Source organism: Pseudomonas sp. TMW22090 (assembly GCF_022496665.1).
In the GTDB taxonomy this organism is placed as follows: domain Bacteria; phylum Pseudomonadota; class Gammaproteobacteria; order Pseudomonadales; family Pseudomonadaceae; genus Aquipseudomonas; species Aquipseudomonas gregormendelii.
On sequence record NZ_SCFH01000004.1, the window covers coordinates 537,846 to 563,554 of the forward strand.

At 64.4% G+C, this 25,709-nt stretch carries 4 protein-coding genes; all 4 read right to left on the reverse strand.

Annotated elements, in window-relative coordinates; all coding sequences use genetic code 11:
- A complete protein-coding gene (locus tag EQV97_RS15045; protein ID WP_240889175.1) occupies nt 1-11,880 on the reverse strand; it encodes a non-ribosomal peptide synthetase in 11,880 nt (3,959 codons plus the stop codon).
- Entirely contained in the window at nt 11,880-22,904 is an 11,025-nt protein-coding gene (locus EQV97_RS15050; RefSeq protein ID WP_240889176.1) for a non-ribosomal peptide synthetase, read from the reverse strand. The genes EQV97_RS15045 and EQV97_RS15050 overlap by 1 nt, the downstream gene beginning before the upstream one ends.
- A 706-nt stretch (nt 22,905-23,610) precedes the next feature.
- On the reverse strand, nt 23,611-24,345 hold the full coding sequence (locus tag EQV97_RS15055; RefSeq protein ID WP_240889177.1) for an alpha/beta fold hydrolase: 735 nt from the start codon (nt 24,343-24,345) through the stop codon (nt 23,611-23,613).
- 86 nt (nt 24,346-24,431) lie between these two features.
- Complete coding sequence (locus EQV97_RS15060) at nt 24,432-25,601, reverse strand: MFS transporter (RefSeq protein ID WP_122838669.1); 1,170 nt, start codon at nt 25,599-25,601, stop codon at nt 24,432-24,434.
- Between the last annotated feature and the right edge of the window lie 108 nt (nt 25,602-25,709).

Genomic DNA, 25,709 nt, shown 5'->3' on the forward strand with positions numbered 1-25,709 from the left:
TCAGGCGATGGCCAGGGTGCACTCCAATTGCAGTTCGAGATCGTCGAGCAATTCGTCACCGCGTAGCAGCTCGTAGTGCCCGCCGGCCAGCAGACGGTCCACACCGTGATGGCCGACCTGGGCCTCGAACACTCGACGCTCGTCGTCACGCCCGGCTACCCACCAGCGGTGCGCCGTGACTTTGATCGCGGGCAGTTGGAGCTGGGCCAGGGCCAATGCCTTGAGGCGTGAACCGCTGTTGAAGATTTGCGTGAGCTCTCCAGCGCCCAGTGCGGCTTGTTCATTGGAGCCATGCAGCGCGGCTTCGATGACGGCGGCGGCGGCCTGATGCTCAGGCAGACCTGCGGCGTGCAACGCCATTAACGCCTGTGCTTCTTCAGACGAATGACCGAGGACAAACTTCAGGAAATCCCCCAGGTCTTCGCGCCAGTTCCCCGCTTCGGCGGTGCCGGCCACGTAGCTGTCGACCAGGCCGGCGAACGCGACGGTCTCGCCTTGCTGTTCCAGCTCATGGGCGACCAATTGCGTCAACGCACCACCCAGCGACCAGCCCAGCAGGTAATACGGCCCCTTGGCCTGTTGGGCACGAATGCGCTGGGTGTAGGCCTGGGCCATGGCCAGCAGCGACTGATCCTGCCAGTGCGGATCGAGCAGCATGCGGCATTGCAGGCCGTACACCGTGCGCCGTCCTTCCAGGCGTCGCGCGAGCGGTTCGTAGTCGAATACCGTGCCAAAACCGGCGTGCAGGCAGAACAGCGCCGGCCTGTGCGCCAGCCGCGAGTTCAGTGCCAGCAATGGGTCTGGCGCAGCTGCGGCGGGCTCGGCGGCCTGGTAGCCGCAGAGTTCGGCAATGCTGGGTTTTTGCATCAGGTCGCGCAGTTTCAGTTCGAAGCCCAGTTCGGGTTGGCTGCGCACCCGCGAGATGACTTTGAGCACTTGCAACGAATCGCCCCCCAGCTCAAAGAAGTTGTCGTCGATACCCACTTGCGGCATGCCGAGTACTTCCTGCCAGATCCCGGTCAACGCGCGCTCCAAAGCATTGCGCGGTGCGCGATAACACCCCAGGGCCCATTCCGGCACCGGCAATGCACGACGATCGAGCTTGCCGTTGGCCGACAGCGGGAAGCGTTCCAGGACCAGGATCCGCGCGGGCACCATGTAGTCCGGCAGTTGCGCCTGCAGTTGCGATTTCAGGCGCCGATCAAGTCCCACCGTGCCGAGCGCCACCACGTAGCCCACCAGCTGTTTGCCGATTGGTGTGTCGTGCACCACCACGGCTGCATCCTGCACCCCTGCGCACTCACGCAGGCGCGCTTCAATCTCGCCCAGCTCGATGCGGAAACCGCGGATCTTCACTTGCTGGTCCAGCCGCCCCAGGTAGTCGATCAAGCCGCAGTCGCGCTGGCGCACCAGGTCGCCGGTGCGGTACATGCGCCCGCCCGCTGCAAATGGATCGGGAATGAAGCGTTCGGCGCTCATGCCCGGGCGCTGGTGGTAGCCCCGCGCCAGGCATTCACCGCCCAGGTACAGCTCCCCGCTGACGCCCACCGGCAGAGGGTTGAGGTCGGCGTCGAGCACATACAGGCCTCGCCCGGCGACACCGCGCCCGATCGGCGCATAGGCCGCGTCGCAGGTCTCGCTGGCCTCGGCACGCCACAACAAAGGCGTGACCACGGTTTCGGTCGGGCCATAGCCGTTGACCAGGCGCTGCGGGCGCAAGGCGCGCTTGACCTGCTCGAAACTGGCTTCAGGCACGGCATCGCCGCCGAAGCAATACACCTCGACTGCGGGCGGATTGCCCAGGCGTTCCGCGACTTCGGCCATCTGTTGCAGGTATGCCGGCGGGAAGCAGGCGACGGTGACGCCACGACGCTGCAGCACTTCCAGGGTTTGTTCCGGGGTCCACAGATTGTCATCACGGATCACCAGGCTGCCACCGGCCAGCATCACACTCAGCCAGCGCTCCTGCGCACCGTCGAAAGCGAACGACATGAAGTGCAACTCGCGGCTGCGCGGTGCCAGTTCATAGCGCTCGACGATGCTGCGGCAATGCCGGGCAATCGGTCCGCGCGCCACGGCCACGCCTTTCGGTTGCCCCGTGGAGCCGGAGGTGTAGATCAGGTACGCCAGGTGCCCCGGCAACGGATGGGAAACCGGGCACGCCGCGTTGTCGGCAACGCTCAATTGATCCAGCAGCAGACGGGGCGGGCTGTCGGCCAGGGTCAGTCGATCCCCCAGGTTGCTGTCACACAGCAACAGGCTGGCTGCCGAATCGCTCAACAGGTACGCCAGTCGTTCGGTCGGGTACGCCAGGTCCAAAGGCAGGTAAGCAGCCCCCGCCTTGAGCACCGCGAGGAACGCGACGATGGTGCGTTCGGAACGCGGCAACGCCACCGCCACCAGGGTCTCCGGCCCAATACCGCGAACGATCAGTTGCTGCGCCAGCCCATTGGCCTGAGCCTCAAGTTCGCCGTAACTGACTTGTCGATCCTCACAGATCAAGGCGATTTTCTGCGGCTGCGCTTTGACGTGTTGATTGAACGACTGCAGCAAATCAGCGCTGTCGTCTGACACCTGCGGCAGGCTCATGCGTGCTTGCGGCAAGCCAATATTGCCGAGCAGGCACGAAGCGTCCTCTGGCAACGCACGCAGCAATCCTTCGAGCTGCGCACGAATCCGCTCGACTTCAACGTCACTGAAGCGATCGCGCAGGAACAGGTACTCGACTTCCAGCCCTTCCTCGTTGGCGCTGACCATCAAGTCCATCGGGAAGTTGGTGACCCCGCCGCTGCCGACTTCGGCAAAGCGCAGCTCGCCCTCCTCGCCGCCTTTCAAGGCTCGGTCCACCGGGTGGTTCTCGAACACGATGATGCTGTCGAACAAGCCCTGGCCACCCTGCCCGGCCCAGCGCTGAATGTCGGACAACGGCGTGTGCTCGTAGTCGCGCACCATCAGGTTGTAATCCTGCAAGTCCCGCAGCCACTCGCCCAACGGCTGTTGCGGATCGAGGGTCTGGATCACCGGCAAGGTGTTGATGAACAGGCCAAGCATGTCCTGGGCACCGGCCAGCCCGGTAGGGCGGCCCGCCACCGTGGCGCCGAACGCGACGCTGCGCTGACCGCTGTGGCGTTGCAGCAACAGCAGCCACGCGCCCTGCACCAAGGTATTGAGCGTCACGCGCTGACGCTTGGCAAAGGTGTGCAGTTTGCGCGTCGCTTCGGCGTCGAGGTTGCTGTACATCACGCCGTGCCCGGAGCCTGCGGCACCCGAAGCCTTGGCCAGAATGGTCGGTTCCTCAAGCAACGCCAGGCGCTCACGCCAAAAGCCTTCGGCCTGCGCCCCATCCTGACGTTGCAGCCAGGCGATGTAGTCAGCGTAGCGCCCGGTCAGGGGCGCGAGGCTGCCGTTGTGATACAGGCGCAGCATGTCACCCAGCAACCGTGAGGCGCTCCAGCCATCGAGCAACAGGTGATGATAGATCCAGATCATCTGGTAGCGATCCTCGCCCAGGCGCACCAGGATGAATCGCATCAACGGCGGGCAGCTCAGGTCGAAGCCCTTGGCCTGTTCCGCTGCCGCCAGTTCGCCCAGGGCCTGTTCGGTGTCGCTGCGCTCACGCCAGTCGAACTCTTCGATCGGCAGCTCGACCTCGGCGAATACCGCCTGCAGCGGATCGGCCAGGCCGTCCCGCCAGCGGAACGCCGCCCGCAGCACTTCATGGCGCTCGACCAGCGCCTGCCACGCGGCACGGAAGCGTAGTACCTGCAAACCCTCCACCGCCACGCTCAACTGGTTGACGTAGGGGTTGAGTTCCGGCGAGTCGAGGCAGTGGAACAGCATGCCTTGTTGCATCGGCGACAGCGGATACAGGTCTTGCAGACCTTCGCGCGCGGCGATGTCGATGTGCGGTACCAGCGAGAACGCCTCGACTTTTGGCGCTTCAATCAATATTGCTTCACGGCTGCCGGCCACGGCGGCGAGCGCACGGATGGTCTGCTGTTCAAACAATTGCTTGGGACTGAACTTCAGCCCGTGCTGCCCGGCACGGCTTACCGCTTGCAGCGAGATGATCGAGTCACCGCCCAACTCGAAGAAGTTTTCGGTGACACCCACCGACTCCAGCCCCAGCAGTTCCTGCCAGATTTCCACCAGCAAGGCTTCGGCGGGCGACGCGGGGGCCACGTGATCGTGGTGCTGTCGAGTGGCTTGCGGCGCCGGCAGGCCTTGGCGATCAAGCTTGCCGTTCGGCGTCAGCGGCAACGCGGCCAGGCACATCAAATGCGCCGGCAGCATGTGCGCCGGCAAACGACTGCGCAGGTGGGCGGTCAGCGCTTCACGCAAATCCTGCTCATCGGCGAGCGGATCGCGCGGGACCACGTAACCGATCAACTGGCGGCTCACCGGGCCTTCGCGATCAATCACAAACGCTTCACGCACACCTTCGTGTTCCAGCAGGCAAGCTTCGATTTCGCCGAGTTCGATCCGGAAACCGCGAATTTTCACTTGCTGGTCGATACGGCCGAGGTATTCCACCACGCCGTCGGCACGGAACCGCGCGAGGTCGCCACTGCGATACAGACGGGCGCCCGGCACGAACGGATCCGGCACGAAGCGGTCAGCGGTCAAATCCGGACGCTGATGGTAACCCCGGGCGACGCCCTCGCCGCCCAGGTACAACTCGCCCGCCACGCCGACCGGCAGCGGCTGCAAGCCACCGTCCAGAATGTACGCACTGCGATTGCCCACCGGTCGGCCAATTGGCATGAACGCCGAGTCGAATTCGGTATCCGGATAGGCCAGCCAGATCAGCGGCGTGATCACTGTTTCGGTCGGGCCATAGCCGTTGATCAGGCGCTTGGGTTGCAGTACCTGCTGGACCTCGTCAAACGCATGTTTTGCCATACCTTCACCGCACGGCGTGTAGGAACGGATCGGCAAATCACGCCCCGCTTCGCCCATGAAATCGGCGATCTGCGAGAGATAGGTCGGGGTGAAGCAGGCGATGGTGATGCCATGCTTTTCGATCTCGGCGCAGGTGCGCTCCACGCTCCACAACTCGTCGTCGCGCGGCATCACTGCGGAACCGAACACCAGCGGCGTCAGCCAGCGCTCGTGGGCACCGTCGAAGCTGATCGAGGCGAATTGCAGTTCTCGATCGTCCGGGGTCATGCCATACAACTCGCCGATCGACAGGCAATGCATGGCCAATGGACCGTGGGCCACACTGACGCCTTTCGGTCGCCCGGTGGAACCCGAGGTGTAAATCAGGTAGGCGAGGTTTTCGCCACAGGTGAGGTTGATCGGGTTGCTGTCCGCCAAGAATTCCAGCGGCTCGCGGTCGATTTCCAGCACCGGCAGGCCTTCGGGCAACGGCAGTTTATCCCGCAGCCGAGATTGGCTGATCATCAGCGCAATGCCGCTGTCTTGCATCAGGTAGCGCAGGCGTTCCGTCGGGTAGGCCGGGTCCAGCGGCACGTAGGCGCCGCCGGCCTTGAGGATCGCCAGCAAGCCGATGATCATTTCCGGCGAACGCTGCATGGCCAGGCCGACCCGCACTTCCGGACCAATGCCCAGTGCGCGAAGACGATGGGCTAATTGGTTGGCACGACGGTTGAGTTGGTCGAAGCTCAATTCCAGATCGTTGAAGATCAGCGCCGTGGCGTGCGGACGAATGAACGCTTGGGCCTCGATCAACTGATGCACACACAGCGGGTTTTGCGCTGCGGTAAATGCCGGGTTCCACTCGATCAATTGTTGCGCGCGCTCAGGTGAGCTCAGCAGGTCCAGCTCACTCAATGCAGCCTGTGGCGCGGCGACCATCGCCGTCAGCAACGCGGCCAGGTGTTCGCTCATGCGAACAATCGCTTCGCTGTTGAAATGGGCGCACTGGTAGCTCCAGTTCAGGCTCAATTGACTCTCGGCGGTGGCCGCCAGGGTCAGCGGGAAATTGGTGCGCTCATGGTTCTGTGGAATCGAAAAGCTCAACCCCGCAGGTGCGCTCTGTTGCAGCGCGTCGGCCACCGGGAAGTTCTCGAACACCAGCAGGCTGTCGAACAGCGGCTCACCGGCACGTCCGGCCCAGCGCTGGATGTCACCCAATGCGGTGAATTCATGTTCACGCAATTCCAGGTTTTGCGCCTGCAAACGGATGAGCCACTGGCCGACGCTTTCTACCGCATCCGGGCGGCTGATCACCGGCAAGGTGTTGATGAACAGGCCGAGCTGGCTTTCAGCCCCCGGCAAGTCTACCGGGCGGCCTGCCACAGTCGCGCCGAACGCGACGCTGCGTTGGCCGCTGTAGCGTTGCAGCAGGAGTGCCCAGGCACCTTGCACCAAGGTGTTGAGCGTGATTTTTTGCTGACGGGCAAACTCGCTGAAGCGCTGGCTGGTGGCGACATCGAAGGTCTGGCGATGGTCAGCGAACTCAGCTGTCGACAGGTTTTTACTGCCGCCGTGGGCCAGGCTCTGCGCCAGCAGGGTCGGGTTATCGAGGGTCGCCAGTTGCTCGCGCCAAAAGGCCTCGTCGGCCTGCGCATCCTGACGTTGCAGCCAGCCGATGTAATCGGCAAAACGCCCGGTTGGTGCCTGCACGTCTTGTCCGGCATAACGCTGCAAGACTTCGCTCAACAGCAGTGAATTACTCCAGCCATCAAGCAACAGGTGATGGTGGGTGTAGATCAGTTGCTGACGCTCACCTTCGAGGCGCACCAGGGTCAGGCGCATCAGCGGTGCCCGGGTCGGATCGAGTTGCAGGCGCTCGCTGTCGATCAGCTGCGCCAGTGCTTCAGCCTGATCGCTGCGGCCACGCCAGTCGAGGCAGGTCATCGGCAATTGCAGATGACGATGGACCAACTGCACCGGCGCTTCGAAGCCGTCCGGGAAATGGAAGCTGCTGCGCAGGATCCCATGGTTGTCGAGCACCGCTTGCCAGGCGCGGCCCAGCCGATCGGCGTCGAGGCCATGGGCTTCGACGCTGAGCTGGTTGACGTAGGCGCCGCTGTCGGATTCGTAGAGGCTATGGAACAGCAAGCCGGCCTGCATGGGCGACAGCGGATACAGGTCCTCGATCTGCGCCGGTGGCACCGGCAGGCCATCAAGTTGCGCCTGGCTCAAGCGCGCCAGGGGGAAGTCCGCCGGGGTCACGCCGCCTGCGCCATCGCTCAGGCAATGGTCAATCAGGTCTAACAGCTCTTCACGGAAATTCGCCGCGAGGGTTTCGATTTCGTGCAGGTCGAAGCATTCGCGACTGAAGGTCCAGTCCAGTTTCAGTTCGCCGCCATACACCTGGCCATCCACCGACAGCCAATTGGGCAGCGGCGCATCCGCGGCCTGCGCAGCGCCGCTGGATTCACGAGCTGGTGTGAACAGTGCGTCTTCGGCAAAGCTCTGGTCAAACTGGCCAAGGTAGTTGAAGGTGACGCGCGCTTGCGGCAACGCGGCCAGCGCGGCTTGCGCCGAGGCATCGCCCATATAGCGCAGCAGGCCGTAGCCCATGCCCTTGCCGGGGATTTCGCGCAACTGCTGCTTGATGGCTTTGATCGAACCCGGCAGGTCGGCGGTTGGGGTCAGGCACACCGGGAACAGGCTGGAGAACCAGCCCACGGTGCGGGTCAGGTCGATGTCGTCGAACAGCTCTTCGCGGCCATGGCCTTCGAGCTGGATCAGCGCCGAGGGGTGACCGGTCCAGCGACTGAGGGTGCGGGCCAGTGCGGTCAGCAGCAGGTCGTTGACCTGGGTGCGGTAAGTCGCCGGTGCCAGCTGCAGCAGCTGGCGAGTGTGTTCGCGGTCCAGGCCGATGCTGACGCCCTGGCGCAGATGCCCGGCCTGGCTGGCCTGCGGGTTGGCGGCTGGCAGCAAATCGTTGCCGAGGCTGAGTTGCGCCTGCCACCAGTCCAGTTCGCTGGCAGCCGCTTTGGAACGTGCGTAGGTGTCGAGCTGCTCAGCCCAGGCCTGGAAGGAGCTGGTCTTCGCCGGTAGCTCCTGCCCTTGATAAGCCGCTTGCAAGTCCTCCAGCAACACCCGCCACGACACGCCGTCCACCGCCAGATGGTGAATGACCAGCAGCAGGCGCTGGGTGCCGTCCGCCTGTGCGATCAATGCGACTCGCAGCAGCGGGCCGTCTTGCAGGCTGAGGCTGCGCTGGGCTTGATCGCACACCGACTCCAGGGATGCATCGCTGGCCACGCGCGCGGTCCAGAGCATGTCGACGACATCGGCGCTGTCCGCGCCAACATAGCGCGCAGACCACTCTGTGGCAGCGAGCCTGCTCGCGATGAGCTCAGCACCGGCAACATGGAGGTCGCCTGCCCCACCGCCCTCGCGAGCAGGCTCGCTCCCACAGGGATTTGCGGCGTCGGTCACACGCGGGACCTGCTGGCTGAAGCGCAAGCGCAGGGCGTCGTGTTGCTTGAGCAAGCGCTGCAGCGCGGCCTGCAGGCGCGGCAGTTCCAGGGGCTCGCGGGGGGTCAGCAAGACGGCCTGGTTCCAGTGCGCGCGTTGCGCGATTGGCTCGTCGAAGAACCAGCGCTGGATGGGAGTGAGTTTTTGCAGGCCGTACACCGGTCCTTGCTGGGCCAGCGGAGCGGCCTGTTCCTTGACCACGGCGGCCAGCGCCTGGAGGGTTTGCTGCTGGAACAGATCCCGCGGTTGCAGGCTCAAGCCGGCGCGACGGGCACGGCTGACCACCTGGATCGAAATGATCGAGTCGCCACCCAGCTCGAAGAAATTGTCCTGGCGGCCGACCTGCTCAACGCCCAGCACCTCCTGCCAGATCTGCGCCAGCACCTGTTCGTGCTCGCTGCGCGGCGCTTCGAAGGCGCGCTGGCTGACCTGCGCGGTTGGCGCCGGCAGGCGTTTGCGCTCGAGTTTGCCGTTGGGGCTCAGGGGCATTTGCTCGATCATTAGGGTCTGCGCGGGCACCATGTAGTCCGGCAGGCTGGTGAGCAGATGGGCCTTGAGCGCTTCGCGCCAGGCACCTTGTTGCCCGGCATCGGCGGTGATCAGGGCGCGTTCCCGGGGCACGATGTAGGCGACCAGTTGCTTGCCGCCCGGGCCATCGACGGCCAGCACCACGGCTTCCTGCACCTGGGCATGCTCTTGCAGGCGCGCCTCGATTTCGCCCAGCTCGATGCGCAGGCCGCGAATTTTCACTTGATGGTCGATGCGCCCGCAATACTCGATGGCGCCATCGGCGCGATAGCGTGCCAGGTCGCCAGTGCGGTACAGGCGCTCGCCGCTGCCGAACGGGTCGACCACAAAACGTTCGGCGGTCAGCGCACCTCGACGGTGATAACCCCGCGCCAGGCCGACCCCGCCCAGGTACAACTCGCCCACGGCACCCAGGGGCAAGGGCTGCAGTTCGCTGTCCAGGACACAGGTACGCAGGTTGGCAATCGGCCGGCCGATCGGCACGCTGTCGCGGCCTTCTTCCACGCACGTCCAGTGGGTCACGTCGATGGCCGCTTCGGTGGGGCCATACAGGTTATACAGGTTGGCTTGCGGCAGGCTGCGCAAGGTCTGGCGTTGCAGCTCCATCGGCAGCGCTTCACCGCTGCAGATGATCCGCTGCAACGAGGTGCAGGCCAGCGCTTCGTCGGCACCGATAAACGCCGCGAGCATCGACGGCACGAAGTGCAGCGTGGTGATCGCCTGCTCGACGATCAACCTGGCCAGGCGTTGCGGATCGCGATGTTCGCCGGGGGCGGCGATGACCAGGGTGGCGCCCTTCATCAGCGGCCAGAAAAACTCCCACACCGACACGTCGAAACTGAACGGCGTCTTTTGCAGCACGCGGTCCGCCGGTTGCAAGTCGTAGGCTTGCTGCATCCATTGCAGACGGTTTTGCAGCGCCACATGACGGTTGCCGGCGCCCTTGGGTTTGCCGGTTGAGCCTGAAGTGTAAATCACGTAGGCGAGGTTTTCCGCCACCGCAAGGTTCGGCAGATCGGTACCGGGCAACTCCCCGAGCCAATCGCCTGCGGCCTGCAGGCACAGGGTGCGCACGCTGTCCGGGGTCGGCAGTTGTTCCAGCAAATGTTCCTGAGTCAGCAGCAAGGCGATGCCACTGTCTTCGATCATGTAGCTGAGCCGATCAAGCGGGTATTCAGGGTCCAGCGGCACATAGGCGCCGCCGGCCTTGAGAATCGCCAGCAGGCCGACGACCATCTCGAACGAACGGTCGCAGGCGATTCCCACCAGCACTTCCGGACCGACGCCCTGGGCGCGCAGGTGATGGGCCAGGCGGTTGGCGCGCTGGTTCAGCTCGGCGTAACTCAGGGACTGGCCGTGGAACACCAACGCCGTGGCCTCGCCATTTTCAACCACGCGTTGCTCGAAATGCCGCTGCACGCAAACTTCGCCCGGATAGGCATGAGCGGTGTGGTTGAGGTCGTCGAGAATGCGCAGACGCTCGTCGGCGTCCAGCAAAGGCAACTCGGCAAGCGGGCATTGTGGGTTGGCCACCACACCGGCCAACAGGTTGCGCCAGTGACGCGAAAAGTGCTCGATGCGTTCGGCGTCGAACAGATCGGTGGCATAGGTCAGGCTGGCAAACAGCAGGTCGCCCTGTTCCTGGGTGTCCAGTTGCAGGTCGAACTGGGTGGTGCGCGCGGGAGCATGCAGTGGCTCGACGCGCAGGCCAGCAAGTACACCGCTGGCGCCAGCCGGCCTGGCTTGCTGGTGATTGAACATGACCTGGAACAATGGGCTGTGGCTGAGGCTGCGTTCGCCCTGCAGGGCTTGCACCAGTCGCTCGAATGGCAGGTCCTGATAGGCCTGGGCATCCAGCGCCCCGGCGCGAGTCTGGTCGAGCAACTGGCTGAAAGGCTGACGTCCATCGAGCTCGGCGCGCATCACCTGGGTGTTGACGAAGAAGCCGATCAGGCCACGGGTTTCTGCGCGATTGCGGTTGGCAATCGGCACCCCGACCCGCAGGTCCGACTGGCCGCTATAGCGATAAAGCAGCGCCTGGAAACTCGCCAGCAACAGCATGAAGGGAGTCACGCCGTGCTGCCTGGCCAGGGTCATCAGGCCGCTGGCCAAGGTTGCATCGAGGGCGAAGTCCAACCGTGCACCGCGTTGGCTGGGTTGCGCAGGACGTGGACGATCAGTCGGCAATTCGAGTAGCGGTTGCTCACTGCCTAACGTGTCACGCCACCAGTTGAGTTGACGCTCCAGCTCCCCCGCTTCCATCCAGCGGCGTTGCCACAGCGCGTAGTCTGAATACTGGATCGGCAATGCTTCAAGCACAGCTTCCTGGCCCTGGCAATGTGCGGCGTAAAGCCGGGAAAACTCCTCAACCAGCACGCCCATCGACCAGCCATCGGTGACGATGTGGTGCAGGGTCAGCAGCAGTACGTGGTCTTCGGCGTCGAGCTGCAACAGGCTGACTCGCAACAGCGGCCCCTGTTGCAGATCGAACGGCCGGGCGATGTCCTGCTCGACGCTGTGCATGGCAAGATCGAGGCGCAGGGACTCGGGCTTGCCGCGCAGGTCGATACGCTCGATCGGCAGTGAGGTGTACGGCGCAAGCGTCTGCAGCACCTTCCCGTCGTCCTCGACGAAACGGCTGCGCAAACTTTGATGCCGCTCCAGCAGCACGTCAAAACTGTGCTGCAACGCCGCGACATCCAGCGGCCCGTACAGGCGCAGCGCCGCCGGAATGTTATACGCCGAACTGTGCGGATCCAGCTGCCAGAGAAACCACTGGCGCTGCTGCGCGTAGGACAGTTCGAAGCGCGTTTGCGCCTCAAGGGCAGGCGGAATCGGCAGCTGGCCAAAGCTCACGCCCTGCTCCTGCATGCGGCTCAGGAACTCGCGGCGCTTGTCGGCTGGCAGGCCGGCGAAGCGGCTGGCGATACGCTGGGCAGTGGTGTGTTCCATCAGTTGATCTCCATCTCGTCCAGAAGCGACTCAAGCGCATCCAGGCGTGCATCGTTGTCAGCCGGGGCGTGTTGCCCGGCCATGGCGGCATAAGCCTGAAGGTCGGTGGACTCGAACAGCGCACGCAGCGGCAGCTCGATGCCCAGGTCCAGTTCCACCCGGGCGCTGGCCTGGGCGGCGAGCAGCGAATGCCCACCCGATTCGAAGAAGTTGTCGCGCCGACCGATCTGCGCCACGCCCAGCACCTCGGCCCAGATCGCCGCCAGTTGCTGTTCGAGCTCACCTTCAGGGGCTTCGAACGGTCGTTGCCAATCCCCGGCATCCGGCAGCGGCAGGGCCTGGCGATCGAGCTTGCCGTTGCCGGTCAGCGGCAAGGCGTCCAGCAGCAGCCAGTGACTGGGTACCATGTAGTCCGGCAGGCCGACCTTGAGCGCGGCGCGCAGTTGATCGCGCCAGGCGATCGGGTCGAGCGGGGTTTGCGCAGGCACCACGTAGGCACACAGCTGCGGGCCGCCCTCACCGGCGTGCACACTCAACACCGCGTGGCGCACACCCGGCAGGGCCAGCAATGCAGCCTCGATCTCGCCCAGTTCGATGCGGAACCCGCGGATCTTCACTTGCTGGTCGATCCGGCCCAGGTAATCAATGCTGCCGTCGGCGCGCTGGCGGGCCAGGTCGCCACTGCGATACAGACGCTGTGACGCGTCGAACGGGCTTGGCACGAAGCGCTCGGCGGTCAGGCCGAAGCGGCCGTGATAACCCCGCGCCAGGCCAGCACCGGCGATATACAGCTCGCCCGCCACGCCCACCGGTACCGGGTGCAACTGGCTGTCGAGCAGGTACCAGCGCAGATCGCGAAGCGGCAGGCCGATCGGACTTTGCGCCTTGCCTTCGAGGTCGGCCAGGCAGATGGCGCGGCAGGTCACGTGCACCGTGGTTTCGGTGATGCCGTACATATTCACCAGGGTCGGCCGCTGGTCACCGAAACGTTCGAACCAGGGGCGCAGGCTCGCGACTTCCAGCGCTTCACCGCCGAAAATCACCTGACGTAGCGCCAGGGTGCGCGGGCTGGCGCAGGCGATCGGCAGCAACTGGCGGAACGCCGTGGGAGTCTGGTTCAACACGGTCACGCCTTCGTCGCACAGCAAGCGGTGCAATTGCTGCGGGTCACGGCTGATGTCATACGGCACTATCACCAGGCGCCCGCCCGTGCACAGCGAACCAAACAGTTCCCATACCGAGAAATCGAACGCGTAGGAATGAAACAGGGTCCAGACATCGTGCGGGCCGAAGTTGAACTCGCCAGCGCTGGCCGTGAGCAGTCGGCCGACATTGCCATGGCTGAGCAACGCGCCCTTCGGCCTCCCCGTGGAACCGGAGGTGTAGATCACGTAGGCGAGGTTGTCGGGTGCCGCCAGTGGCGGCAGGTTAGCGTCGCTGAAGCCCTCCAGTTGCAGTGATTGGAGGCTGAGGACTCGCACGCCATCCCGGGCTGGCAAGCCGTCGACCAGGTGCTGTTGCGTGAGCAGCAACCGGATGCCGCTGTCCTCGATCATGTAGCTCAGGCGCTCGGCCGGGTACTGCGGATCGAGCGGCACATAGGCGCCACCGGCCTTGAGAATCGCCAGCAAGCCGATCACCAGTGGCATCGCCCGCTCGGTCGCAATGCCGACCCGCACCTCGGGGCCCACGCCTTGCTCGCGCAGGTGGCGCGCCAGGCGGTTGGCCTGGGCGTTGAGCGCGGCGTAGGTCAATTGTTCGCTTTCACAGACCAGCGCCACGGCGTTCGGGCGCAGCTCGGCCTGTGCTTCGAACAGCTGATGCAAGGTGGGCGACAGCGGCTGTGCCTGGAACGCCGGGTTCCAGTGCTGCACCAGTGCGTCGCGCTGTGACTGGCCAATAAGCGGCAGTTCGGCGACGCGTTGCTGCGGGTCCGCGACCACGGCACGCAACAGATTCAGCCATTGCGCGGCGAGTCGCTGCATCGACGCCTGGTCGTACAGATCGGTGGCATAAGTCAGGCTGGCATCGAGCTCCTCGCCATGCTCCTGGGTATCAAGCACCAGGTCGAATTGCGTGGTGAGTTGCGACCAGTGCAGAGGCTCGACCTGCAGGCCGGCCACCGTACGCTCGACGCTCGCGCCCAGTTGCTGCTGATGGTTGTACAGCACCTGGAACAGCGGGCTGTGAGTGAGGCTGCGATCCGGCTGCAAGGCATCGACCAGTTGCTCGAACGGCAGGTCCTGATGGGCCTGGGCAGCCAATGCCGTCTGCTTGACCTGTTGCAACAAGCCACTAAATGGCTGCTGCCCGTCGATCTCGGCGCGCAGCACTTGAGTGTTGATGAAGAAGCCGATCAGGCCTTCGGTCTCAAGACGCGAACGGCCGGCGCTCGGCACTCCCACGCTGATGCCCGACTGCCCGCTCTGGCGATGCAGCAACGTCTGGAAGCTCGCCAGCAGCAACATGAACAGCGTCACCTGTTGGTCCTGGGCGCATTGGCGCAAACCGGCCAGCAAGTCGCGATCCACGTTAACCATCAAACTGGCACCGCGCTCGCTGCGGCGTGCCGGCCGGCTCAGCTCGCTTGGCAACTCCAGCGGCGCCTGGCTGCCAGCCAGTTGCTCGCGCCACCAGGTCAGTTGTCGTGCGCCCTCGCCCGCCTCCAGCCAGTCGCGCTGCCAGCGGGCATAGTCGCTGTAGTGCACCGCCAGCTCAGCCAGACCGGCTTCGCTACCGCAGACGGCCGCCTGATACAGTGCGCTGAACTCATCGACCATGACCTGCATCGACCAGCCATCAGCGGCAATGTGGTGCACGGTCAGCACCAGCACGTGTTCGTCGGTGTTCACTTGCAGCAGCAGCACGCGCCACAGCGGGCCGTTGCGCAGGTCGAAGGGCCGGGAAATTTCCTCAGCCACCGCCTGGTCGAGCGACAACGAATCGATTGTGCGATGCTCCAGGCACAACGCCAGGTCATCGTGCAGCACCGGACGCGCCACCTGGCCGTCCTGTGTGAAGGTGGTGCGCAGGGTCTGGTGACGGGCTTGTAAATGGTCGAAGGCTTCGCGCAGGGCGTCGCGGTTCAGTGCGCCCCTCAGGCGCAGCGCGGCGGGAATGTTGTAGGCCGGGCTCTGGGGGGCCAGCTGCCACAGGATCCATTGACGCTGCTGGGCGTATGACAGCACCGGCGGCTGATCAAGCGGTGCCTGCTGCAGGACGGGTTGGACGCTGGCCTGCGCCCGCGCCACTCGTTGGGCGAACTGCGCCAGGTTCGCGGCACTGAACAGGCTGCTCACCGACAGTTCGAGCTGCCACTGCTGACGCACACGGGAGATGACCTGCAGCACCAGCAACGAGTGCCCGCCCAGTTCGAAGAAGTTGTCGTCGCGGCCTACGCGCTCGACCTGCAGCACGTCCTGCCAGATCAGCGCCAACTGCGCTTGCAACCCTTCTCCAGGCGCTATGAATGGGCGTTGCGCATCGCCGGCTTCGACCCGTGGCAGCGCTTTGCGGTCAAGTTTGCCGTTGGTGTTCAGCGGCAGTCCCGGCAGCAGAATCAGCTCCGTGGGCACCATGTAGTCCGGCAACGACTGGCGCAAGGCCGCTTTGAGTATCTTGAGGTAATCAACCGCAGAATCGACCTCGGCGCTGGCCACGATGTACGCCACCAGTCGCGTGCCGTCCTGGGCGATGACCGCCGCTTCGCGCACCTCATCCCGGGCTTGCAGGCAGGCTTCGATTTCGCCCATCTCGATGCGCATGCCGCGAATCTTCACCTGATGGTCGATGCGCCCGACGTACTCCAGGTTGCCGGCAGCGTTGCAGCGCGCCAGGTCGCCGCTGCGGTACAGGCGGGCGCCGGGTTCGCGGGCGAACGGGTCCGGCAGGAAACGCTCGGCGGTCAGCGCCGGGCGGTCGAAATAGCTTTGCGCCAGGCTGGCCTGGGCGCCGATAAACAGTTCACCCACGCCGCCATCGGGCAGCAGGTGCCCGGCACTGTCGAGCACATACAGCGCCCGGCCGGCGATAGCGCGACCGATGGGGATGCCAGACACGTCGCTGGCATCTTCCAGGCGGCAGTCATGAAGGCTCGACACCACGGTCGCTTCGGTCGGGCCGTAGGTGTTGAGCAGTCGCACCTGAGCCAGGCCGGCTTGGTGCCACAGGCGCAGGCCTTCCACCGACATGGCTTCGCCGCCCACGTGCACCTGGCGCAGAGCGCCGAGATTGCGGATGACGCCGCTGGCGCACTCCCGGGCCAGCAGGTACCAGTACGCAGCCGGCAAGTCGGCCACGGTCACACCCTGCCGGACGATTTCGGCGGCCAGGCGCCCGGTGTCCCACAGCTCATCACCGCGCATGATCAACGCGGCGCCCACGCACAGCGCCGGGAAGCACTGCTCGACGAAGCCATCGAAGCTGAAGGTGGCGAACTGCAGCACGCGGTCTGACGCTGACAGGCCTGAATAGTCGGCGGCGGTCTGGCAGAACTCGCGGAGGGCGGCGTGGGTGATGGCTACGCCTTTGGGTTGGCCCGTGGAGCCGGAGGTGTAGATGATGTAGGCCAGGTTTGCGGCGTCCGGGAGGGCGCTATCGCGAGCAAGCTTTGCGCCTACAGGGTTTGGTCCCACCGGCTCTGCTCCTGCAGCCGCAGGGGTGGTGGTTTCGGGCAGGGTCAGGCGCGGGATGTTTTTGATATTTTGCAGCAGGCCGGGTTCGCAGAGCAGTTGATCGAGGCGGCTGTCTGCGATCATGTAGGCCAGGCGTTCACCGGGGTATTGGGGGTCCAGTGGCACGTAGGCCGCGCCGGTTTTCAGCACGGCGAGCAGGCTGACGATCAGTTGCGGACCACGGTGCAGTGCCAGGCCGACACGGGTACCCGGGCCGGCACCGTTGGCGAGCAGGCGCTGGGCCAGGTCGTTGGCCTGGGCATTCAACTCGCCGTAGCTCAAGGACTGACCGTCAACCTGCAACGCCAGCGCGTCGGGATTGGCCGCAGCCTGGGCAGCAATCTGCTGGTGGGCGAACAGTGTTGTGGATAACTCGACGGCAGATGATCGATTGGCCGCGATCGTCGCCCGGGTTTCGACCTCGTCGAGCAGCTGCAGCGCGCCCAGCGGGGCGTCCGGCAACGCTGCAAACTGCACCAGCAGATGCTGCAGATTGGCGGCCAGCTGAACAATGTGCGCCGCACTGAAGCGCGCCGAGTCGTAGCTGAAATCCAGGCTCAGGCCGTCGCCCAGCTCGATGCCCAGGGTCAATGGATAGTGGGTGCGTTCGTGGTTGTGCAGGTTGCTGAACGACAACCCGGCCGGGGCGCCTTGCTTGAGCGCTGCCGCTACCGGGAAGTTCTCGAACACCAGCAGGCTGTCGAACAGCGCGGCCCCCTGCTGGCCCGCCCATCCTTGAATGTCGTAGAGCGGCACATGCTCGTACTCGCGCATGGCCAGGTTCATCTCTTGCAGCTCGCCCAGCCATTGGCTGACGGTGCAATCGGGCTTCATCGCGCAGACCAGCGGCAGCGTGTTGATGAACAGCCCAAGCTGTTCTTCGATCCCCGGCAATGGCGCCGAGCGACCGGCGACCGTGGCCCCGAACACCACGCAATCCTGGCCGGTATAGCGCTGCAGCAACAGGCTCCAGGCAGCTTGCAGCACAGTGTTGAGGGTGACCTTCTGCTGGCGGGCGAACTCGGCCAGGCCTTGGGTCGCGGGGCCGTCGAGGGCAACGCGGTAGTCCTCGCTACCTTCGGCTCCCACCGGCGGGCGCAAGGCTTCAGCCAGCAACGTTGGGGCTTGCAAGGGAGCCAACTCAGCCTTCCAGAAGCGCTCGCCCGACACCGCGGACTGCTGCTGCAGCCAGCCCAGGTAGTCGCGGTATTGCCCGCGTTTTTGCCCCGTCAATGCCGGGATCGAAGGGCCAGCGGCGTAGTGCTCGATCACTTCGGCCAGCAGCTGCGCGTTGCTCCAGCCGTCCATCAAAATATGGTGGCTGGTGTAGATCAGGTGCCAGTCCTGGTCGCCCGTCTGCACGAGTTTCAAGCGAAACAACGGCGCGCTGCCCAGCTCAAAACCTTGAGCACGTTCGGCGTCGGCCAGGGCATCGGTGTCAGTCGCGTCCAGCACCTCAAGCGGCAAGGCGACCTGACGGACAATCGCCTGATGCGCGCTGTCGAGGCCCTGCCAATGGAAGCTGCTGCGCAGGATGTCGTGCCGGGTTAGCGCAGCCTGCCAGGCTTGGGCGAAACGCTGCGGGTCGAGGCCCCGAATGTCCAGGCGCAACTGGCTGATGTAGGCACCGACCTGCGGTTCATACAGGGTGTGGAACAGCATGCCTTGCTGCATGGGCGATAACGGATACAGGTCTTCGAGCGTCGCGATCGACAAGCCGTCGAGTTGCGCCTGGCTGATGCGCGCAAGCGGGAAATCCGAGGGAGTGGCCTGGGGCGCTTCAACGCCGCAGCAGTGTTCGATCAGCGCGTTGAGTTCAAGTGCGTATTCGTCCGCCAGGCGCTGGACCGTCGCCGTGTCGAACATTTCGCGACTGAAGCCCCAGCTCAGCGCCAGCTCACCGCCGTACACCTGGCCTTCAATGGATAGCCAGTTGCCCAGGGGCGCCGATGGATCCTGCGCCACACCGCTGCCTTCAGTGGAGGGCAAAAACATCGCGGCATCGTCGAACTGGCGGTCGAACTGCCCCAGATAGTTGAAGGTGATACGCGGTTGCGGCAGTGCCGCCAGTTCAGCGCGAATTCCCCGGGCGCCGAGGTAACGCAGCGCGCCGTAACCCAGGCCTTTGTCCGGCACGGCACGCAGTTGTTCCTTGATGGATTTGATCGACGCGCCGAGGTCTTGCGACGGCATCAGGTTGACCGGGAACAGGCTGGTGAACCAACCCACTGTGCGCGTCAGGTCGATATCGTCGAACAGGTCTTCGCGACCATGGCCTTCGAGCTGAACCAGCGTACTGCCCTGCCCGCTCCAGCGACAAACCGCCCGTGCCAGCGCCGTCAGCAGCAGGTCGTTAACCTGAGTGCGATACGCCGCCGGCGCGTGTTGCAGCAGCTTGCGGGTCTGTTCGGTGTCGAGCCTGATCTCGAGTTTTTGTTCGAAGCGGTTTTGCAGGGCCCCGGCTGGACGCTCGCACGGCAAATCGTTCGCAGCCTCGCGCAACTGGCTTTGCCAGTAAGGCAGGCTGCTTTCAAACGCTGGCAGATGATCTTGCAGGCGCGCAACCCAGCGTTGATAGGTGCTGGTTTTCACCATCTTCCCGGCGCTGGCGCTGTAGCACTGCTGCAGATCCTCCAGCAGCACGCGCCATGAAACACCGTCCACCGCCAGGTGATGGATGACCAGCAGCAAACGCTGGGTGCCATCGGCCATTGCCACCAACAGCGCGCGCATCAGTGGCCCTTGGTGTAAATCCAGACTGCGTTGGGCTTCATCGCACACAGCGTTGAGCGCTTCGACCGACTGCGCCTGACGTTGCCATAATACCGATTCAGCGGTCGCTGCCGAGTAGGTCTGCTGCCAGCCTTCGGCGGTCTGTGCATAACGCAGGCGCAAGCTGTCGTGATGGCTCAGCAATTGCTCAAGCGCACGCTGCAGCGCCTCGACGTTCAGCGCCTCGCGCGGCACCAGCAGCAGTGACTGGTTCCAGTGGTGCCGCTCAGGGATCGCCTGGTCGAAGAACCCCTGTTGCACCGGCGCCAGCACCACCGCGCCACTCGCCGGCCCCTGGTCAATCAGCGCCTGCTCGCCGCTACGGGCGGCCTGGGCCAGGCTGCGAACCGTCTGGTGCTGGAACAGATCCTTGGGGCTCAGCACGATGCCGGCCTGCCGCGCGCGGCTGACCACTTGCATGGAAACGATGGAGTCGCCGCCCAGTTCGAAGAAGTTGTCTTCCAGACCGACGCTGTCGAGAGCCAGCACGTCCTGCCAGATCACCGCGAGGGACTTTTCCATGACCGTGCGCGGCGCTACGTGCTCGCGCTGTTGTGGCGAGCCATCGACGGCCGGCAAAGCCTTGCGGTCAAGCTTGCCGTTGGGCGTCAGCGGCAGTTGTGCGAGGAACAGCAGGGACGCCGGGACCATGTAGTCCGGCAGATGCTGGCGCAGCGCGGTCTTGAGGCATTCACGCAGGTTGGCTTGCGCATCGAGGTCGTCCAGCAACGCCGGATCGCCGGGCACGATGTAGGCCACCAGTTGCTGCCCGTTGACACCGTCTTGCGCCAGCACTGCCAACTCGCGGACGGATGTTTGCTGCAACAGCCGCGCTTCGATTTCTCCCAGCTCGATACGAAAGCCCCGCACCTTGACCTGATGGTCGATGCGCCCGACGTATTGCAGCGCACCATCGGCCTGATAGCGGGTCAGGTCGCCGGTGCGGTACAGGCGCTCGCCGTTGCTGGCGAACGGGTTGGGCACGTACTTTTCGGCGGTCATGCCCGGGCGTGCGAGGTAACCGCGGGTGATGCCTGCGCCGCACACGTACAGCTCGGCGGACACCCCTTGCGGCACGGGTTGCAGGTCGGCGTCCAGCAAATAGCTGGCGCTGTGCTTGAGCGGTCGGCCGATGTTCGCGCGGCCGCCCGCCTCACGGCGAGTCCAGGTGGAATAGGTGGTGTCTTCCGACGGGCCGTACAGATCGTACACGTGCTCCACGCCCGGTTGCTGGTACAGCGCCTCGACCAGGCTTTGCTTCAGCGGTTCGCCCGCAAGGTTGATGATGCGCACGCTCGACGGAATCTGGTCTTCGCGCTGCAAGGCACTGATAGCCGACGGTACAGTGTTGATCAGGCGCACCTGATCACGGGCCGGGAGTTGCGGCAGTTCCAGGGCGTTACGGGCGATGATCAGCGAGCCGCCGTTGGCCAGGGTTACGAACAGCTCCCAGACTGACAGGTCGAAGCACACCGAGGTCGACGCCAGTACGCCCTGAATATCTGCGTGGCTGTAGACCGATTTCGACCAGTCGATCAGCGCCAGCACGTTGCGGTGGGTGATGGCGACGCCTTTGGGTTTGCCTGTGGAGCCGGAGGTGTAGATCACGTAGGCCAGGTTGTCCGGCGTGACGCGGGTGACCGGGGCGCTGGTCGGGTAGTCGGCGACCTGCAAATCGTCCATGAGCAGCACTTGGGTGTCGGTGGACACGGCCAATGTCGCCGTAACCAATGGCTCCGTCAGCAACACCAGGGCGCGGCTGTCTTCGAGCATGTAGGCGACGCGTTCGGCCGGGTAATCCGGGTCCAGCGGCACATAGGCGCCACCGCTCTTGAGTACGGCGAGCAGCGCGACCAGCAAGTTCTCGGAGCGCTGCATGGCTACGCCGACACGCACTTCCGGGCCAACGCCCAGTGCGATCAACCTGTGAGCCAGGCGATTGGCCTGGGCATCGAGTTGGGCGTAGGTCAGTTGCCGGGTGGCGAAGGTCACTGCCAATGCGCCGGGGTCTGCCGCGACTTGCCGGCTAATCAGTTCGTGAACGCACAGCTCTTGCGCGAACGCTTCGTCAGCGCGATTCCAGTCATGCACGATGCGCTGGTATTCAGTGGTTTCCAGCATTGGCAATTCACTGATGCGCTGCCGGCAATCGCTGACCATGCCCTGCAGCAAACGCGTCCAGTGCTGCGCCATGCGCGCGATGGTCGGGGCGTCGAACAGGTCGTTGGCGTAGGTCAGCGCAGCATGCAACCTGCCGCGTTTTTCATAGGTGTCGAGGGTCAGGTCGAACTGGGTGGTGCGCCCTTCCCACTCGATCACCCCCAGAGCCAGGCCGGACGCAGTGCTGACGGTGGAGATGTCCGCGACCTGCGGCTGGTGGTTGTACATCACCTGGAACAGCGGTGTGTGACTAAGGCTGCGCTCGAGCTTGAGCGCTTCGACCAGGCGCTCGAACGGCAGGTCCTGGTGGGCCTGGGCGCCGAGGGCGGTTTCCTTGATGGCGCGCAGCAAGTCGTCGACCCGGGTCTGACCGTCCAGTTGGGTGCGCAGTACCTGGGTATTGACGAAGAAGCCGATCAGGCCTTCGATCTCGGCGCGATTGCGGTTGGCAATCGGCACGCCGACGCGGATGTCGGTCTGCCCGGTGTAGCGATGCAGCAGCGCGTTAAAGGCGCCCAGCAGAAGCATGAACAGGGTGATGTTGTGTTGCTGGGCCGTGGTTCGCAATTGCTCGGCCAGTTGCGGGTCGATGGCGAACTCGTAACGGGTGCCGCGATGGCTGGGCAGCGCCGGGCGCGGGTGGTCGGTGGGCAGCTCCAGCACCGGGTGTTCATTGCCCAGTTGCGCCTGCCAGTAGTCGAGCTGCCGCGCCTGCTCGCCCGCTTCCAGCCAGCGCCGCTGCCACAGGGCGTAGTCGCTGTACTGGATCGGCAATGGCGGCAGTTGCGGCTGTACGCCGGCTTCAAAGGCGTCGTAGCAGCAAATGAATTCGTCGATCAGCACGTTCAACGACCAGCCGTCGGACACGATGTGGTGCAGGGTCAGCAGCAGGACGTGTTCCTGTGCTGCGAGCTTGAGCAAGGTGACTCGCAGCAATGGGCCGGTGGATAGATCGAAGGGTAATTGCGACTGCTGCCCGGCGGCGTTCGCGACGGCGAGTGCTCGCTCATCGGCGGATAAATGGCTGAAGTCGACCTGATCGATGGCCAGCGACGCAGAGCCAGGTACTTGCCGCAAGCTGTCGTCGGCCTGGCGCTGGAACAGGGTGCGCAGGGTTGCGTGACGCGCCACCAGACTGGCGAAGGCCTGTTCCAGTGCGCCCAGGTCCAATCGCCCGCTCAGACGCACCGCCCCCGGCAGGTTGTAGGCGCCACTGTGGGGATCCAGTTGCCAGAGAAACCACATGCGTTGCTGGGCGTAGGACAGCGCCTGGCGATCTTCGGCTTCGACGCCGGCAGGAATCGGGAACCGGGCGAAATCAACGCCTTCCTTGTGCAAGGCCGCGAGGAACATCTGGCGCTTTTCCAGGGGCAACCCGATAAACCGGCGAGCAAGTTTCAAGGAGTCTTCAGCGTTCATTTCTGGGTATCCGGATCAGTGGCGGGAAGCACAAAGGCGCGTCGTCCCTATAAAACGAATGCAGACCGGAAAAATTAGCGAATGAGAATAACTATCAGAGAGACGAGGTTTGATGAGGACAGTGGCTGCGCGGCAAACCAAAATGCGGGAGCGGGGGTTACCCGCTCCCACAGTGGAATGGTGGTGGGCGCGGCATTTATGTACGGCGCAGACCACTGTGGGAGCCAGCCTGCTGGCGATGGCGTCTGCACATTCGACATTGATGTGGCAGGGAGATTGCCATCGCGGGCAAGCCCCGCTCCCACAGGGTAGTGGTGGTGGACGCAGCATTCATGTACGGCGCAGACCACTGTGGGAGCCAGCCTGCTGGCGATGGCGTCTGCACATTCGACATTGATGTGGCAGGGAGATTGCCATCGCGGGCAAGCCCCGCTCCCACAGGGTAGTGGTGGTGGGCGCGGCATTTATGTACGGCGCAGATCACTGTGGGAGCCAGCCTGCTGGCGATGGCGTCTGCACATTCGACATTGATGTGGCAGGGAGATTGCCATCGCGGGCAAGCCTTGCTCCCACAGGGTAGTGGTGGTGGACGCAGCATTTATGTACAGCGCAGACCACTGTGGGAGCCAGCCTGCTGGCGATGGCGTCTGCACATTCGACATTGATGTGGCAGGGGGAAGACAGTTGCTCCCACAAAGGCGTTGCATCAGGCGCTGGCGACGATGGCGTGCCGGCGATGGTGGATGTCGAGTTGATCCTTGATCACCTTCAGCACCTTGGCCTCGTGTTCATGGATGAAAAAATGGCCACCGGCAAGCATGTCCACCGAGAAACTACCGCGGGTTTCCCTGCTCCAGCCAATCAACTGTTCGGTGCTGGCGCGATCGTCCTTGCCACCGAGGACATGCACCGCACACTTGAGCGGCGCACGCTCGACAGGTTCGAAGCGGCCGCACAGCAGGAAGTCGGCGCGCAGCACTGGCAAGGTCAGGCTCATCAACTCTGCGTTGGCCAGGACTTCCTCGCTGGTGCCGTTTAGGTTGCGCAGTTGCTCAATCAGCTCGGCATCGGATTTGGGCTCGGCGAAACCCCGGTCGTAGTCGGCGCGCATCGTCGGTGCTGCGGTGCCCGAAGCGAACAGCGCTACGGGTTCCGGGCTACCCAGCGAACGCAAGGCATGGGCCATTTCACAGGCCAGCAGCGCGCCGAGGCTGTGGCCGAACAAGGCATACGGAGCCTCGAGAGTGACCAGTTGTTCCTCGGCCAATTGCCGCGCCAGGCGGCGCATGTCGGTGTGCAGCGCCTCGCCAAAACGTGCGCCGCGTCCCGGCAGTTCCACCGGTTGCAGCTTGATCCACTCCGGCAGCTTGCGCCGCCAGCGGCTATAAACCATGGCGCTCGCGCCTGAATAGGGCAGGCACAGCAATGTCAGCTGGGTCACCGGGCTCACCTCGATAGTTGTCTGGTTGGAGAACGTATGAGGCGGTCGGTGAATTAGTCGGATCGCAATCGCGAGCAAGCTCGCGCCTACAATTTACGGAAGCTCTGGATGGCCGAGCCCAGCACCACGACGCCGGCCGCAATCGCCACCCAGAACCCGCTGGGTGCGCCGAATGCGTCCACCAGCCAACCCGAACTGGCCGCACCGATGGCCACGCCGATGCTCAAGCCGGTGACGAGCCAGGTCAGGCCTTCGGTCAGCTTCGCCGCAGGCACGATCTGCTCAACCAGTGCCATGGCGACGATCAGGGTCGGGGCGAAGAACAGCCCGGCGACGAATACCGCCAGGGACAGGCCGAGGATGTTGGTCGCCAGCAACAGCGGCAGGGTCGTCACCGCCGTCGCCACGCCGCCGTAAAGGAACAGTCGCGGCAGCGGCACTTTCGAACGCAATGCGCCGAACGCGAGCCCCGCCATGCACGAGCCGATGGCGTACACCGACAACACAATACTGGCCGCCGCCGGCTGACCCTGATGCCGGGCAAACGCCACGCTGACCACATCGATCACGCCGACGATGGTGCCCATGGCAACCATCAGCAACACCAGCAATCGCAGCTCGACGGAGCGAATGATCGAGCCCTGGTGGTGCGCTTCGTGGGGATGAATCGCAGGTTCGGTTGCCCTTTGCAGGACAAATGCAGTCACGCCGATCGCCAACATCAGCAACGCCGCCAGCGGCCCGGCTTCGGGGAAGACCACCACGCATAACCCCACCGACAACGGGGGCCCGACGATAAAGCAGACTTCGTCGAGCACCGACTCCAGTGCATAGGCGGTTTGCAGCTCGGGCTTGCCGCGGTATACCTCGGTCCAGCGTGCCCGCACCATCGCCGACATGCTGGGCATGCAACCGGCCAGCGCCGCGAACAGGAACAGTGTCCAGTGCGGGGCCTGCAGTCGAGTGCAGAGCAGCACCATCAGCAGCGCACCGCCACCGATCAGCGCCGACACCGGGAGGATGCGGCGCTGGCCGAAACGGTCCACCAGACGGGAAACCTGTGGTGCGCAAAAGGCAGTGGCCAGGGCAAAAGTCGCCGCCACCGCCCCAGCCAGGCCATAGCCCCCCTGTAACTGCGAGAGCATGGTGATCAATCCGATGCCGGTCATGGAAATCGGCATGCGCGCGATCATCCCGGCCAACACGAAGGCTCTGCTGCCCGGGGCCCTGAACAGTTCGCGGTAGGGATTTGCCATGGTCTGACTGTCTCTGGAAGGGAGTGCAAATTGCCATAAGGCGGGGGGCGGGGAAAGCGCTGAATTGTTGGTTGAATGTTAAAGCCCCAGGATCAAAACATCGTCCGA